Here is a 14,961-nt window from a genome sequence, read left to right on the forward strand (position 1 = left end):
CGGATACCAGCCAGGCAGGCTTAGAGCTTCGAAGCCCGGTAGCCGGCCTTGCGCGCATCAGCTGCAGTCTTGAAGCATTCTTCTGGCTTCGTGATGTTGTAGAAGCGCTGTCCCTTGACGTGGTACTTCCACTCCTTCTGGCTGCCGGTGCGGTTGCCCTTCACCGGGTAGCCTGCAGGGCAGTTCTTTGCCTTGCCGCTCATCTTCACGGAACGCTTGGCGGCCGCCTTCTTCACCAGCAAGGTCTGCGTCTTCTGAATGGTCGAGGTCTTGCCCTTGAGCTGGTACTTGACCGTGGTGGTGACCTTGTAGGTGCCCGCTGCGAGCTTGACGGACTTCTTCTTGCTGGCGACGGTCTTCTTGCCCTTGACCACCTTCAGCAACGCCGACTTGATCTTCACGTTCTTTGCCTTGGAATAGCTAGGCTTGATGGTTGCCTTGGCTGAACCCTTGACAGTCTTCGTGCCAATTTTCTTGATCGTTACCGCAGGAGCCTTTTTCTTCGCAGCAACGATGCTGGCAGATGAAATGCTGGTGGGCAACGGAGCGGCCGAGGCCGCGGAGACACCGGAGAATACAAGTGCTCCCGAAGCGATGACAGCGAGTGAACGCTGAACTAATTTATTCAATTTCTCCCCATAGAAAGTCGAGCGAGCATGGGCACTGATCGGTCCCATGTGCTGATTCTAATCTGGACTGGGAATAGAAACTATGGCTGGACGCGATTGTGATCGATTGCGGCTATTGCCGTCAAAGCGTTACCCGAGCAGTCGAGTGTTTTCCCAATGATTAGTTGAAGCCTTTGCTAGGCTCGGGCAAAACCATGCAAAGGAGGGCGCCCATGCCACAGGAAAGCAACTACGACGATTTCGCCCAGGACTACGCTGACGAGAACGAATTCAGCATGCTGAACGCCTACTATGAGCGGCCGGCCACCTTGGAACTGGCAGGAGAGGTTGCCGGCCGGAACATCCTGGATATCGGCTGCGGCGCCGGTCCGCTGTCGGAACAGCTCATGAGCCGTGGAGCGAGCGTCTCGGGCTTCGACACCAGCCGGGCAATGGTGGACCTGGCACGCCAGCGGCTGGGCGAAGATGCCGACCTGAAAGTGGCGACATTGGGGGAGAAGCTCCCGTATGCCGACAACAGTTTTGACGATGCCATTGCTTCCTTGGTGTTCCACTATTTGCCGGACTGGGACTACGCACTGGAGGAAGTCCGCCGGGTCCTCAAGCCCGGCGGCCGGCTCATCATGTCGGTGAACCATCCGATTCTCTACCCGTTCAACCACCGAGGCAAGGACTACTTCCAGCTCACCCAGTACACCGACGAAGTGACTTTCAAGGGGAAGCCTGCCGAACTGACCTATTGGCATCGGCCTTTGCATGAAACCATGAAGGCACTGATCTCCGCAGGGTTCGCGGTGGAGCGTGTTTGGGAGCCGCCGTATGCCAAGGATGCGCCCGAAGGCGTGATTCCAGAAGCCTTGCGTGAACGCGACGCGTTCTTGAGCTTCCTGTTCTTCTCGCTGCGCTCGACGCGCTAGCCAGCGCACTGCTTCCAGGTGCCAACGGCGTCCGGAAGCCGCGAAGCCCTCGAATGTCAGCTGATAGCCGGCATAGCGGCAGGACGCGTTGAATGATGGGGATCGACGAAACTGTTTTCTGCCAGCTGAAGCAAGTAAGCGCCATACCCGCTCTTGCCCAACTCCCGGCCCAAAGTGCGCAACTGGTCATCGCAGATGAACCCCTGGCGCCATGCAACTTCCTCGGGAGAACCGATCTTCAAACCCTGCCGCGCTTCGACAGTGCGCACGAAGTTGGAGGCGTCGTTGAGCGAATCGAAGGTTCCGGTATCAAGCCACGCAGTTCCGCGGGCCAGCACCGTGACGTTGAGGTTGCCCTCTTCGAGGTACAAGCGGTTGATGTCGGTGATCTCAAGCTCTCCACGGGCCGAAGGCTGCAATGTCCGGGCTTTGCCAACCACGGAATTGTCGTAGAAGTACAATCCCGGAACAGCGTAGTGGCTTTTCGGGTCCAGCGGCTTCTCTTCCAGCGATACGGCCCTTCCGGAGCTATCGAACTCGACGACGCCGTAGGACCTGGGATCCTTGACCCAGTAGCCGAAGATCGTCGCGCCGGTCTGGTCGGCGTAGCTTCCCAACTGGGTGCCGAACCCCGGTCCATGGAAGATGTTGTCACCCAGCACCAGCGCCACGGATTCCCCTCCGATGTGCTCGGCGCCAAGTATGAACGCTTGGGCCAGGCCTTCAGGCCGGGCTTGCACGGCATAGGACAGATTGATGCCGAACTGCGAGCCATCGCCGAGCAAGGACTTGAACTGCCCCTCATCCTGCGGCGTCGTGATGACCAGGATGTCCCTGATTCCAGCGAGCATGAGCGTGGTCAGCGGATAGTAGATCATCGGCTTGTCGAAGACAGGCACCAATTGCTTTGAGATGCCTCGCGTGATCGGGTGCAAACGAGACCCGGTTCCCCCAGCTAGAATTATTCCCCTCATGGCTATCGAGCCTAATGAAGCGGGCAGCGATCTTGTCAGAGTAGTCATACTCGAGAATTGCTAGGAAGCTGCTTGGCCGCGGTGCCCACTGGCTACATTGGTGAGATGAAAAGAATCCTTGTAACTGGGGGAGCAGGATTCATTGGGGCAAATTTCGTGCACCATATGATTACGCATTCCGACAGTGAAATCACCGTATTGGATAAGATGACCTACGCCGCCAACCGGCAGTCGCTGGAAGGCTTGGACAGCAAACGCGTCAACCTTGTTGTTGGCGACATCTGCGACTACGTGTTGGTCAACGAACTGGTGCCGCAGCATGATGCTGTGGTCCACTTCGCGGCCGAGACGCACAACGATAATTCCTTGCACGACCCGCGCAGCTTCGTGAATTCAAATGTCTTGGGAACATTTGAACTCCTGGAAGCTGTGCGCAACCACGGCGTGCGCCTGCACCATATCTCCACCGACGAGGTCTATGGGGACCTGGAACTCGATGATCCGCAGCGCTTCACCGAAACCACGCCCTACAAGCCGTCCAGCCCGTATTCGGCTACCAAAGCCTCCAGCGACCTGCTGGTCAAGGCCTGGGTCCGTTCCTTCGGGATCGAGGCGACGCTGTCCAACTGCTCGAACAACTACGGGCCGTACCAGCATGTGGAGAAGTTCATCCCGCGGCAGATCACTAATGTCCTTGGGGGATTGCGGCCCAAGCTCTACGGCAATGGGGCAAATGTGCGCGATTGGATCCATGCCAGCGACCACTCCTCGGCGGTGCAGCTCATTCTGGAAGTGGGCCAGGCCGGGCGCACCTATTTGATTGGTGCGGACGGAGAGAAGAGCAACCGCGAAGTGCTCGCACTGATTCTGGAGCTGATGGGCAGGAAAGCCGATGACTTCGATGCGGTGGCCGACCGGGCCGGCCATGACCTGCGCTATGCCATTGATTCCACGGTGCTGCGCACCGAGCTTGGCTGGCAGCCGCGGTACACCGACCTGGTGCAGGGCCTGGAGCAAGCCATTGGCTGGTACCGTCAGCACCGCTCCTGGTGGGAGCCGGCCAAGGCACAGACCGAGCAGCGCTACGCGCAGCAAGCCGATGCGTTCAAGGTTGCCAGCTGATGGGCGGCGCGGCGCAGCTACGGGTGGAGGGCAGCCCGATTCAAGGACTCGAGGTGGTCAGCCTACCGGTGCACCGCGATGAGCGCGGCTGGTTCAAGGAGAACTGGCAGCGGGAGAAAATGGTGGCTGCGGGTTTGCCGGACTTCCGCCCGGTGCAGAACAATGTCTCCTTCAATGGCCCGCGCGGGACCACTCGCGGATTGCACGCCGAGCCATGGGACAAATACATTTCGGTGCTGTCTGGAGAGATCTTCGGCGTCTGGGTGGATCTGCGTCCCGGGCACGGTTTCGGCAGCCTGTTCACCGCGAAGATGGGCGAAGGCCAAGCGGTCTTCGTGCCACGCGGGGTGGCCAATGCCTTCCAGACCTTGGCCTCGAACACCGTGTACTCCTACCTGGTCACCGAGCACTGGACAGAGGCAGCCCGGTTGGAATACAGCTACGTCAATCTGGCCGACCCGGATTTGGACATCCCCTGGCCCATCAGCTTGGATGAGGCCATAGTTTCACAGGCGGACAAGGAGCACCCACCGCTGGCGCAGGCGAAACCAGTGCAGCCCAAGAAAATTGCGGTGCTCGGCGGGAACGGTCAGCTCGGACGTGCCTTCGCTCAACTGGCGAAGTCAGATGAACGGATCGCTTTGTATACCCGCGCCCAGACCGACTTGCAGTCCCCGGGCTTCGCGGCATCGCTGGACCTTGCCAATTGCAGCCACGTGGTCAACGCGGCGGCGATGACCTCAGTGGACCGGGCCCAAACCCCTGCGGGCAGTGCCGAAGCGTGGCAAGTCAATGCCGTGGCCGTGCGCCAGCTGGCGGCACGATGCGGTGAGCTGGGGGTGCCGCTGGTGCATGTTTCCACCGACTATGTGTTCGATGGCGCGCAACGCGAGGTCGATGAGCTGCATCCGATCGCGCCGCTCGGAGTCTACGGCCAAAGCAAGGCCGCTGGCGAGCAGGCTGTGCTGGCTCACACCGGCAACTATGTGGTGCGCACCAGCTGGGTTATCGGGCAGGGCAACAATTTCGTGTCCACCATGCGCCGACTGGCCGAGCAGGGAATCGCGCCCAGGGTGGTCGATGACCAAGTTGGACGACTGACCTTCGCCAGCGAGTTGGCCCGCGGCATCATGCACTTGCTGGATACCGGCAGCGCCCCGGGGATCTATCACCTGCAGGGCGGCGGCGAACCCGCCAGCTGGTACCAGGTTGCCCGCGAGGTCTTCGCCTTGTGCGGCCATGACCCGGATGCCGTGCAGCCGGTTTCCACCCGGGAGTATGCCTTGGACCGGCCCCATCTGGCACCCCGGCCGGTAAACAGCACGCTGGACACCGCAAAATTGCAAGCGACCGGCTTTGCGCCGAAGCCGTTATCCGACTTGCTGGACCAGTTCCTTGGCCAGAATCGTGTGACGTCATAAAAACCGGGTAGGTAAAAATCGGGTGTGGTCCAAGTGGAGGGCAGGTGAACGGAAAGAAACCCTCAGTCAGGTTCGACCATCCTGCGCACGGTGAGAGTTGTTCCAAGTCAATTTCAGAATTTGCGGGGACGAATTCGTTGTTGCCGAGTGATGGCGAAGTGCTGTGCATTCACTGGGAAAAGAAGAAAAAGTGACTGAGCTTCATTTATCCTGCCGAACCCAGTGATCTCGCTGCCTTTAAGTCATAGGATGGGGAAATACGAGGAAGAGTCCAGGCGGATTCTTTCGCGGATAAGCGGTTAATTTGGGGGAACGAACCGATTGGGGCGGTTTGAATGATGGAATATTCACGAATTCTCTCGCTGGCGGGCACTCGCAATGCTCAAGCGCAGCGGGGAGATAGTAAGACAACTTCGAAACTCTCGCGGATTTCGCAAGGCATTTTGGGCAGAGTCCTGAACGACCCGCATTGCGCCGGAGCTGTGGTCTCCGGACCAGTGGGCAGCGGTCGAAGGGCGCAGCTGGAAACCGACTTGGGCCAGATGGCCGAGCCGCCGAAGCTGATCCGGCTGAACGGAAGCAACTTCGGCACGAAAGTGCCTTTCGGTGTGCTTTCATTCCTGCTTGCCCAAGTCGACGTGGCCGGAGCTTCGAGCCGTCATGAGCTGATCCACCAGCTGGGCCGGGTGCTGTGCACCGACCAGCGCCCGTCAATGGTGGTGCTCGGGCGGCCTGAATTGATCGACGAGCAATCCAGCTCCTTGCTCGCCCAGCTGGCCACGATGGGCAAGATCAAGCTTTTCGTGATCTGCGAACACGTGCAGGATCTTCCTGGGGACCTGTTCGCCTTGTACCGTTCGGGCCGGCTGGCGCACCAGCGCGTCGAGCGCATGGGCAGCATGGAAACGCACGCTTTCGTCCAGCAGGAATTGGAAGGGCGGGTCTCCGCCTACGCCTCGGCAACCCTGTGCTACTTGGCCGGGGGCAACCGCTCGCTGATGCTCAAGTTGATGCACAGCTGGCGCGAAGACGGCCATCTGCTGCAGCACAACGGTACCTGGGCCTTGCGGATAAACGCGCTCGATTCCGGGCCTGCGATGCAGGCCCTGCACGTTTCGCTGACCCATGGGCTCGATGACGGTGAACGCGAACTGCTCGGGGCCCTGGCACTGGGCGGGCCGGTGGAACTCAACCGCATCCGGCGTTCGGGCCTGACCTGCGAGCTTGACGGCTTGCTGAACCGTGGCCAGGCCAAGTACCTGACCGGCGCCGCCTACAAGGTAGGCATATCCAATCCGCTGCTGTCCCTGCTCGTGCGCGCCGAATCCAGCAATCAGGCTCACCCTCACGGTGCGGAACTGCTGGCCAAGTTGCACAAGAACCCATTGGCTGCCCGGATCCTTGCGCAACTGAAATCCCTGAACGACCTTGGCGACTACGAATCGCAGCTCAGGGTGGCTGAAGACTTCCAGCAGCAGGGCTATCACGCCGAACGCTGGCCAACTGACCCGCGCACCCTGGTGGGCATCGTGGAAATGCACGTGCGCGCGCTGGCCATGCTCGGCCAGTTGTCCCACGGACTCGAAGCAATCGACCTGGCCAGGGCGGGACTGGCCCAGGCCATCAGGGAATCCGGCCCGCGCGAATCCCTGGATATCGCATTCCAGGAACTGGAACTGCTCAGCACGTTCGCGACCTTATTCAGCACCGAGATGACCAAAGAAACGAGCATCGCCGGCAGCAGCGAGTCACTGCTGTCTTCGTCAGGCTGGATGAGCGAGTCATTGCACCTGCGGTCCCTGTCGTTGCAAGCTGCCAGCTGGGCGGCGCAGTCGCGACAGGCCGATGCCATGAAGCTGGTCCGTTACGTGGACGGGGAACTGCGCAATATCCGCTTCAACGGCCCGACGATCTCGAATTTCCATTCCGAGGACGCAGCAGACATAGAGTTCCAGCTGCTCCAGGCCGAATTGCTCTCCGGAGTCTGGAACGCGGCATCAGCCCGCGCCCAGCGCCTGGCCGAAGGGCAGTACATCAGTCCCTTGCTCATTTCCTACGGGGACATCATGCGGGGGATCCTGCTGGGACTGGGCAATGAGTACGACGCTGCCTTGCGCCTGCTGGAACCGAACCTGCACCAGATGCAAGTGGCCGGAGACCGGGGAACCGAAGCACTAATTGGGTCGGTCATTGCCTATGCGCTGGCTTGCTCCGGGAGGCGGGTGGAGGCAGCCGCACTGGTATGCCCTGAATACGGGACCCCCGGAGCAATGCAGATGCCGCTGAACTTCTACTCCTGGGCGGCAGAAGTCTTCTCCTGCCTTGCGTTGGCCGAACTCGGCTCGCCGCAGGCTGCAAGGCTGCGGCTGGCAACCTTCGCCCAGCGTGCCCGCGGCGGCCAGCACACCCTGCTCGAAGCGCTGACCTTGGGGTTCGCCGCACGGCTGGGAGACCAGCTGGTGCTGCCGCAGCTGCGCAGCGCCGCCAGACGCTGCGAGGGCCTTGTCGGACAGAACCTGGAGGCGCTCGCAGACGCGGCGTCGGCCAAGGACTCGCCGCGCTTGGCAGCGGCTCTGGACAGCATGGTCGAGGCCGGGCACTTGCTCATGTCCGTGCCATCGAACAACGAGTTCGTCGCATCAATGGAAACCAGGGACCAGCGCAAGCTTTCCCGGACAGTCAACGGCCGCAAGCGGGCCTCGGCTCCGCAGATCCAGCAGCACGACGAGCTGCAGTTTGAAGCCATCGAACAGCAGCCGGGCTGGATGCGCGAGCTGACCAAGCGTGAGGCCCAGATCGCCAAGATGGCCATAACTGGCAAAACGAATTCGGAAATTGCCAAATTCAATGGCGTCTCGATTCGCACCGTGGAGGGGCATCTTTACCAGGTATATTCCAAGCTCCAGGTCCGAAATCGCCAGGAGCTCACTGCGCTTGACCGCACCAGCCGCCGTACCGCAGGGCTGCGATGAAACAGCATCAACTGATTGCCAAGACCAGGACAACTGAATACAACCAGCTGCTGCAGATCCTGCAAGGGCCAGGTCCTGCCGGCGTCTTGCTGCTGGGCGAGCAGGGCGTGGGCAAGACCAGCCTCGTGGAGGCAGTGCTGGCTTCCCCGGGCATGGGCGAGCCGGTCATGACGCTGTATTGCACGCCGTCCTTGAGCACTATTGCCCATGGTGCCTTGTCGCCATATCTGGGGGCCCTGGAGAGCATCGACGAGCCGGTGAGCGTGCTGCGCGAGCTGAATCGGAGCCTGCTTTCCAGCCGCGGGCAGGTTGAACCGCATATCGTTGTGGTCGAAGACGCGCAGTTCCTGGACCCGCAGTCCTGCTTCATCCTCTCTCTGCTGGTGGAAAACGCCGACGTGAAGGTGCTGGCCCTGGGCAGCGGGTCGCTAGAAGCGGATAGCCCGCTGGGCGCGCTGGCCGAGCTGGGATCCTTCACCACCATGGCCCTGCAACGCCTGGACCGCAAAGGGGTGCGCGCGGTGGCCGAAGGAGTGATCGGGCGCAAGCTCGCCGAGGGCACGGTGAGCCTGATCGATGTGGTCACCGGCGGTAACCCCAGCTTCGTTGAAGCCTATGCTGCATCCTGCCTGGAACAAGGCACGCTTTTCCACGATGACAGGCTGCCGCAGGGCCCCGGGCTCCACGAGCCGGTATGGATCGTGGCCCGCGCACTTCCGGAAATCGATACGCCAATGTTGACGCTGGGCCGGGAAATCACCCGGTCCCTGTCCGTTCAGGAGCAGCAGTCGCTGTTGTTGCTGGCTTTGGCCGGACCGCAGCCTCCAGAAGTGCTTGAGCAGTGCGGATTGCCCTACCGGCGGCTGCTGAAAATCGGCGAGCTGATGCGGCAAGGCCCGGCGATGGCCTTGAAGTCCAAGCTCATGCAGCGGAGCGTCCGCGCCTTGGCCACCGAGCAGGACATCGCACAGTTGCATGACCTGTGGGTTACCGCGGCGGTCTCGCTGGGAAAAGAGCCAAATGCCCGCGAGGTGCTGTGGTCCTTGGAAACCGGTAAGCAGGTGCCCACGAAGCTGGTCCTGGATTTGGCCGAGCAGGCCGCTCGGGAACTGAATTTCGGGTTGGCCCTGCGCCTATGCGTCTTGGGTAAGCTCGCCCGGCATCATGGGCAGGGAGCGCTGCTCGAAGCGCGGATGCTGCTGAGCATGGGGCGGCACCATGCCGCACGCGCGCTGCTGCTGCGCCTGATCGATCAGCTGACGGATCTGGCGCTGCTGGGGCAGGCCTACGCCTACCTGCTGGAGGTCACCACGAATATCGGAACTGATGGCGCCGAATTGGAGCGGATCCTGGACGATTGGAAGCATCGTGCCCGGGGGCACGCGGACGCAGAAGAGGTATCCAGCTTCTTGGCCCTGCATAGTGCGGGGGCCAGAGTCCTGGATTTCTGGCTCAGGGTCAATACCGCCCGCGGTCCGCTGCCCAGGGTTTCCGAGCTGCAAGAATTCCTGGAAGACCGGCTGCTGCCCGCGCAGGTGCGCTTCATCGGCATGATCATGCTCAGCGACCTGCACGCTTCCGCCGGCCGGTGCCAGCAGGCCTTGGATCTGATGGAACCGGCTTTGCAGGACCTCAAGGAGTACCCGGTCCCGCAGGCCATGTACGAGGTCCGGGTGTTCTTCCGCATCGGCTGGAACCTGCTGTTCTTGGGACAATACGAGCGCGCCGCGGCATTCATCGACTCCTATCGCCATGCCCGGCTCCGTTCCATCCAGTACTACCAGGGGGCCATCTCGCTGCTCGATGGCGTCAGCCACCTGCTGCAAGGCAGAGTCCAGCTCGCCATGGCCAAAATGGCCGAGGCCGTGACGGAGCTGCAGATTGCGGACATCACTCAACTGCTGGCCTTGGCCAATAAACTGTACCGGCTGCTGCTGGCCCGGTTGGGCTTTCCGGTGCCTGAATCCCTGGTGATCGGGCCCGGGTCCTCCAGTTCCAGCGGGACGATTTCGCTGAACGGACAGCTGGGCGAGGAGTCGTCGAAGCAGCGGATACTTGCACGGGCCTTCGCTGCGGGACTGGGTTATCCGTATCCGGGTGAGTCGCTGGAGTGCTTCCCGCTGGTGGAACGCGAATTCGTTTTCAGCATGACACGGCAGCTGGGGGACCAGGAGCTGGCCGACTCCCAACTGGGTGAAAGACTGCGCGCCTTGGCGGCGGGGCAGCAGGGATCGCGAGCGGCGTTTTTGGCGCGCCTGATGGACTTGCGAGGCTCAGAGCTTGGCGAGCCGCTGGAGCAGCTGGCCCAGGACGCCCTGGCCAAGAAAGAATACCTGGTGGTGATCGAGGCCTGGGCCCGGGCGGCCGAACGCTACGCCCAGTCCGGAGACCAGCGGCGCTGCGGCGCCTTGCTGCGCCGGGCCGCCCAACTGATCGACCAACAGGGGATGGACCCGGGAAAGTACATCGCCCGTGTCCTGGCCATGACAGAACTGACCGCGCGGGAAACAGAAATCGTCAGCCTGGCCCGGCAGGGATTGAATAACGCGCAGATTGCCCGGACCTTGACGGTCTCGCAGCGCACGGTGGAGGGGCATCTCTACCGGGTATTTTCGAAGTTGGGGATTACCGAGCGCGCGGAATTGGATCACGCAGGGCTTGAAGCGGGTACAACCGGCAGGTAGCACGTGCCGGTTTGCGCAAACTTGGGGTAGGTACCACCCGTGCCCGGCCCGGCACAGGTGAGTAATGTGATTTGCGGGAGCTGGCGAATTACGCAAGCGATCTTTTGCGAACGAGTGCCCGTCGGTCTGGCGCGCGCTTGGTGTTTTGCGGCGAAGCTCTTCCCAGAAACGGGGCCGGTGGCCAGCGAATCCGCGAGGATTGCCCCCCAGCGCGGCCGCCGGCTCCTTCACGAATAAACCCTGTGCCGGCAACCCCTCTGCGCCGGTGCAGGGTTTTTCTATGCACTGCCGGTCCATTCCAAGTAGTGATCGAGTAGGAACCAAGTGCCATGTGAGTATTTGCGGGTAATGCAGGCAATCTTTGGAGTGTTCCTCCACTCGTGCATCGGATGCTTTCGCATCCTAGGCTCAAGGTAAAGAACGGCAACCGGGCTGGTGGGACAGCTCGATTGCCATGTTTATTGGGGAACTCGCTTATTTCTTGGGGGAATACAGATGCTTGACTTTGTGTTGCCGACCAGCGACCACCCTTGCAGCGTTGAATCGCTCGCCAGGGTGGGAACAAGCCATGTCGCAAATTAGCAGCAAACTAGGCGAAGATCATGTGTCTTCGCTCGGAACCTGGACGCTGCCGCGTCCAGCAATCAAAAGGGAAACCGGCACCATTGGTGCCCAAGGACGCGCCTATCTGCGCCGGCTATACGGTACTGATCTGCTGGTCATTTCCCTGGTGAGCTCCTTGCCGGCAATCGTGCAAGCCCAAAACTCGCAGATATCTCGATTGCTGCCAGGCAGCACGCATTACTATGCGTTGGCCGGCCTTCTGTTGACCATCGCCTGGATGACCAGCTTGCAATCCTTTAAAGCCCATCGCTTGGGCAGCGTTGCCGTGGGCATGCAGGAATACAAGATCATGGTCTATTCGGGGTTGATGCTCTCGGGCTTCGTCGGAGTACTTATCGTGCTCACCGGCCAAGAGAGCCTGAAGATCTTTCTCGTTCTTTCCTTGCCGTTGGGACTCTCCGCCTTGCTGGCCAGCAGGTGGACCTGGCGCCAGTGGCTGGGGCTGCGCAGCAGAAGCGGCTATGCTCTGAGCAATGTGCTGGTCTACGGCCAGCCCGCTGACGCCCCGTTCGCAATCCGCCAGATTTCCAAGAAGTCAGGACCTGCCTACCGCGTTGTTGGGGTGCTGATGGACGGTGCGGCGGATCCGGAAGCCGAACACGATATCCGCAAGGTTGATCCGGTACTTCCGCTGCTATATGACACCGGCTCGATCGAACAGGAAATTCAGCGCTTGCACGCCGATTCCGTGGTTGTCGCCGGACCTCTGCCAGGTGGGAACGAAGCTTTGCAGCAGTTGGGCTGGCGTCTTGAAGGCACCGGAACCAGGCTCATTGTGGCCTCCTCGCTGATCGGAGTAGCCAGCCGCCGCGTGCGCACCAGCCCAATGGATGGGATGCCCCTGTTGCATGTGGAACTGGCGAAATTCACTGGGACGCGATACTTCTTCAAGCGTGCCTTCGACATCGTCTTTTCGCTGCTCGCCTTGCTGGCCCTGTCGCCGGTTTTTCTCCTGATCGCCTTGCTGATCAGGCGTGATGGCCCAGGGAAGATCTTCTTCCTGCAAGAACGGGCTGGCCAGGATGGCCGTCCCTTCAAGATGTTCAAATTCCGCACAATGGTCAACGATGCAGAAGCGCAATTGGCCGCGTTGCTAGAGCTGAATGAAGGAGCTGGGCCCCTATTCAAGCTCAAGGACGACCCGCGGATCACCCGCGTTGGCCATTTGCTGCGCAAGCATTCGCTCGATGAGCTTCCGCAGTTCCTCAACGTCCTGCGCGGCGAAATGTCCGTAGTCGGGCCCCGCCCGCCACTGTTCACCGAGGTCGAAACCTATCGCGGGCACACCCACCGCCGGCTGCTGCTCAAGCCCGGAGTGACCGGCCTGTGGCAGGTCAGCGGCCGTTCAAACCTGGAGTGGGACGAAAGCATACGACTGGACCTCTACTACGCGGAGAACTGGACGGTGCTCAGCGATTTGCGCATCATCTGGCGAACCTTCCGCGTCATGATCAAACCCGATGGAGCTTACTGATGAGTGTTGCACCCGAGACCCTGGTCCACCCGGCCCTGCGCGTCGCCGTGATCGGCGCCGGCTACTGGGGCCCGAACCTTGCCCGGAACTTTGCCATGAGCACCGACTGGGAATTAGTCGCCATCTGCGACATGGATCTTGACCGAGCCGAAGCCCTGGCCCGCAAGACTGGCAACCCGGCTGTGGTCAGCTCGCTTGACGAGCTGCTGGCCCGCCACCAGATTGATGCCGTGGCCATTGCCACGCCGGCACGGACACACCACCAGATCGCCATGCAGGCGATCGCCGCTGGCAAGCACGTCGTGGTGGAAAAGCCGCTGGCGGACAACAGCGTGCATGGCGCCCAGATGGTTGAAGCCGCGGCTGCGGCGGGCACCATCTTGATGGCCGACCACACGTACTGCTACACCCCGGCGGTGCTCAAGATTCGTGATCTGCTTGCTGATAACGAACTGGGGGAGATCCTCTACATCGATTCCACCCGGATCAATCTCGGGCTGGTCCAGCCCGACGTCGACGTGTTCTGGGATCTGGCCCCGCATGATTTGTCCATCTTGGACTTCGTGCTGCCCGGCGGATTGTCCGCCCGCACCGTCACGGCGTTGGGATCAGATCCCTTGCACGCCGGAAAGTCGTGCGTCGGCTACCTGAGCATGGAACTGGAATCCGGCATCCTGGCGCACATCAACGTGAACTGGCTATCGCCGACCAAGATCCGCCGGATGGTTATCGGAGGCAGCCGCAAGACGCTGGTCTGGGATGACCTGAACCCGCAGCAGCGGCTGACCATTTTCGACCGCGGAGTCGATCTGGAACGCCAGGAAATGATGCGCGCCGATGCAGAAGACCGCAAGGGGGCCACGATTTCCTATCGCCTAGGCGATACATGGTCTCCGGCCCTCTCCGAATTCGAGCCGCTGGGCCTGATGGTTTCCGAATTCGCGGCCAGCATTCGCGGCGCACGCCCGGCACCCACAGATGGGCCCTCGGCCCTGCGGGTGCTCAAGGTCCTTGAGCACGCCGATCGCAGCCGGGCCGCCGCGGCGGCCACCCTGTCCACCGACCACAGCACAGCAGCAATGGAGAATGCACGATGAACGAAAATATCAAGAACCTCGCAGGCGGACGATTCCTGGTCACCGGTGGTGCGGGCACCATCGGCTCGGAAATCGTCGACCAGCTGCTGGCCGCGGGAGCAGCCCATGTGGACGTGCTGGACAACCTGGTCCGCGGCCGGCGCAGCAACCTCGCTGATGCCCTGGCCACCGGACGGGTCACCCTGTACGTCGGGGACATCACCGACCGGGCGATGGTCCGCGAAGTGATGGCGGGCAAGGACATAGTCTTCCACCAGGCGGCCATCCGCATCACCCAGTGCGCCGAGGAACCGCGGCTGGCCTTGGATGTCATGGTCAACGGCACCTTCAATGTGCTCGAAGCAGCGGTGGAAGCCGGGGTGCCCAAGATTGTGGCCGCCTCCAGCGCCTCGGTGTACGGCATGGCCGAGGAATTTCCCACCACTGAACGCCACCATCCCTATAACAACGACACCCTGTACGGAGCTGCGAAGACTTTCAACGAGGGACTGTTTAAGTCCTTCCGCGCCATGTATGGCCTGGACTACGTGATGCTGCGCTACTTCAATGTTTATGGCCCGCGAATGGATGTTCACGGCGCCTATACCGAGGTGCTGGTGCGCTGGATGGAACGCATCGCCGATGGCCTGCCGCCACTGATTTTTGGTGATGGTTCACAAACCATGGACTTCGTGGTGTCACAAGACATCGCCCGGGCGAATCTCTTGGCAGCCAGTAGCCCGGTCACCGAAGGGGTCTACAACATCGCCAGTGGCACCGAAACCAGTCTCAAAGAGTTGGCTCACAGCCTATTGCGCGTCATGGATTCGAATTTGAGTATCGAATACGGGCCAGAACGATCCGTGAACTCAGTGGTGCGGCGCCTGGCTGACACCAGCGCAGCGCGTAAAGACCTGGGGTTCGAGGCCAGTATCGGGTTAGAAGAAGGACTGCGCACACTCGTTGAGTGGTGGAAACCATTGCGTGAAGAAGTTGCCGCCGGACGTGCCTTAGCCACGCCCATCGGCGCAAACAAATAAGCAGATACTGATTTTTTTGGGGGGAAAA

The 14,961-nt window shown here is 61.1% G+C and carries 10 protein-coding genes; 8 read left to right on the forward strand and 2 right to left on the reverse strand.

Translation table 11 applies throughout. The features are described 5' to 3' along the window. Positions 1 to 20: 20 nt before the first annotated feature. Positions 21 to 677 (reverse strand): hypothetical protein, encoded by a 657-nt coding sequence (locus EYR88_RS01510; RefSeq protein ID WP_131087979.1) that lies wholly within the window; start codon positions 675 to 677, stop codon positions 21 to 23. Between the two features lie 164 nt (positions 678 to 841). Here EYR88_RS01510 and EYR88_RS01515 point away from each other — a divergent pair, with 164 nt between their 5' ends. After that, the gene (locus EYR88_RS01515; RefSeq protein WP_131087980.1) at positions 842 to 1,546 is read left to right on the forward strand and encodes a class I SAM-dependent methyltransferase; all 705 of its coding nucleotides are present in this window, start codon (positions 842 to 844) and stop codon (positions 1,544 to 1,546) included. Between the two features lie 56 nt (positions 1,547 to 1,602). Here the strand turns inward: EYR88_RS01515 and rfbA are convergent, their stop codons facing one another. Beyond that, positions 1,603 to 2,520, reverse strand: a complete 918-nt coding sequence (gene rfbA, locus EYR88_RS01520; protein WP_131087981.1) for a glucose-1-phosphate thymidylyltransferase RfbA — start codon at positions 2,518 to 2,520, stop codon at positions 1,603 to 1,605. Between the two features lie 105 nt (positions 2,521 to 2,625). On the opposite strand from rfbA, the gene rfbB reads away from it, so the two are divergent. From rfbB to EYR88_RS01555, 7 genes are all read left to right on the forward strand, one after another. Next, positions 2,626 to 3,642, forward strand: a complete 1,017-nt coding sequence (gene rfbB, locus EYR88_RS01525) for a dTDP-glucose 4,6-dehydratase (protein ID WP_131087982.1) — start codon at positions 2,626 to 2,628, stop codon at positions 3,640 to 3,642. Further along, positions 3,642 to 5,063, forward strand: coding sequence for a bifunctional dTDP-4-dehydrorhamnose 3,5-epimerase family protein/NAD(P)-dependent oxidoreductase (locus EYR88_RS01530; RefSeq protein ID WP_131087983.1), 1,422 nt, complete (start codon positions 3,642 to 3,644; stop codon positions 5,061 to 5,063). Before rfbB ends, EYR88_RS01530 begins: the two co-directional genes overlap by 1 nt. 542 nt (positions 5,064 to 5,605) lie before the next feature. Next, on the forward strand, positions 5,606 to 8,035 hold the full coding sequence (locus EYR88_RS01535) for a helix-turn-helix transcriptional regulator (RefSeq protein WP_242632530.1): 2,430 nt from the start codon (positions 5,606 to 5,608) through the stop codon (positions 8,033 to 8,035). Continuing rightward, positions 8,032 to 10,719 carry a LuxR C-terminal-related transcriptional regulator gene (locus EYR88_RS01540; protein WP_131087985.1) on the forward strand — a complete coding sequence of 896 codons (2,688 nt, stop codon included), beginning with the start codon at positions 8,032 to 8,034 and terminating at the stop codon, positions 10,717 to 10,719. Before EYR88_RS01535 ends, EYR88_RS01540 begins: the two co-directional genes overlap by 4 nt. Before the next feature lie 568 nt (positions 10,720 to 11,287). Then, the gene (locus EYR88_RS01545; RefSeq protein WP_165477254.1) at positions 11,288 to 12,817 is read left to right on the forward strand and encodes a sugar transferase; all 1,530 of its coding nucleotides are present in this window, start codon (positions 11,288 to 11,290) and stop codon (positions 12,815 to 12,817) included. Beyond that, positions 12,817 to 13,914: a Gfo/Idh/MocA family oxidoreductase gene (locus EYR88_RS01550; RefSeq protein ID WP_131087987.1), complete on the forward strand. Its 1,098-nt coding sequence runs from the start codon at positions 12,817 to 12,819 to the stop codon at positions 13,912 to 13,914. Before EYR88_RS01545 ends, EYR88_RS01550 begins: the two co-directional genes overlap by 1 nt. Then, positions 13,911 to 14,933: an SDR family NAD(P)-dependent oxidoreductase gene (locus EYR88_RS01555; RefSeq protein WP_207306453.1), complete on the forward strand. Its 1,023-nt coding sequence runs from the start codon at positions 13,911 to 13,913 to the stop codon at positions 14,931 to 14,933. The genes EYR88_RS01550 and EYR88_RS01555 overlap by 4 nt, the downstream gene beginning before the upstream one ends. Positions 14,934 to 14,961: the final 28 nt, after the last annotated feature.

This window comes from Arthrobacter sp. S41, from assembly GCF_004320535.1.
Classification (GTDB): domain Bacteria; phylum Actinomycetota; class Actinomycetes; order Actinomycetales; family Micrococcaceae; genus Glutamicibacter.